Raw genomic sequence first — 570 nt, 5'->3', positions numbered from 1 at the left:
TGGGACGCGGAGCGTCCCGGGCTGCATTCCCACGCGGAGCGTGGGAACGATCAGGGTCAGAGGCTTCGTTACACCCGCAACGTCCGCGTCATCCGCAGCGCCAGCAAGCTCCCGCACACAATCACTCCCGCCAGCAGATACAACGCCGCATCGGTCGAACCGGTGCTGTCCTTGACCCAACCCACCAGGTAAGGGCTCAAGAATCCCGCCATCTGCCCCATGGAGTTGATCAACGCCAAACCACCCGCCGCCGCACCTGCGCTCAGCATCGCCGTCGGCACCGGCCAGAACATCGGCAGGCCGGTGAGGGCGCCCATGGTGGCGATGGTCAGGCCGAGGATCGCAATGGCCGGCGTCGTTGCAAAGTTAACCGCAATCAGCAAACCGATCGCACCCATCAACATCGGCACCACCAAATGCCAGCGGCGTTCTTTGCGCAGGGCATTCAACATTCCGTCATGCTGGGTGAACTGGCGGTGAACCGGATGCTGGATAACGTCGACCCGCACAGCTAAGCCATAACGCAACCTGTGATCGTTCCCACGCTCTGCGTGGGAATGCAGCCCGGGA

The 570-nt window shown here is 62.8% G+C and carries 1 pseudogene; it reads right to left on the bottom strand.

Features of this window, described 5'->3' with window-relative positions:
* Positions 1-68 precede the first annotated feature (68 nt).
* Positions 69-570, bottom strand: a pseudogene (locus AC1DSG_RS31635) (hypothetical protein); the annotation flags it as partial.

The organism is Pseudomonas sp. P5_A12 (assembly GCF_056400685.1).
The sequence above is the reverse complement of the archived record's forward strand: the minus strand, read 5'-3'. Positions and strand labels throughout refer to the sequence as shown.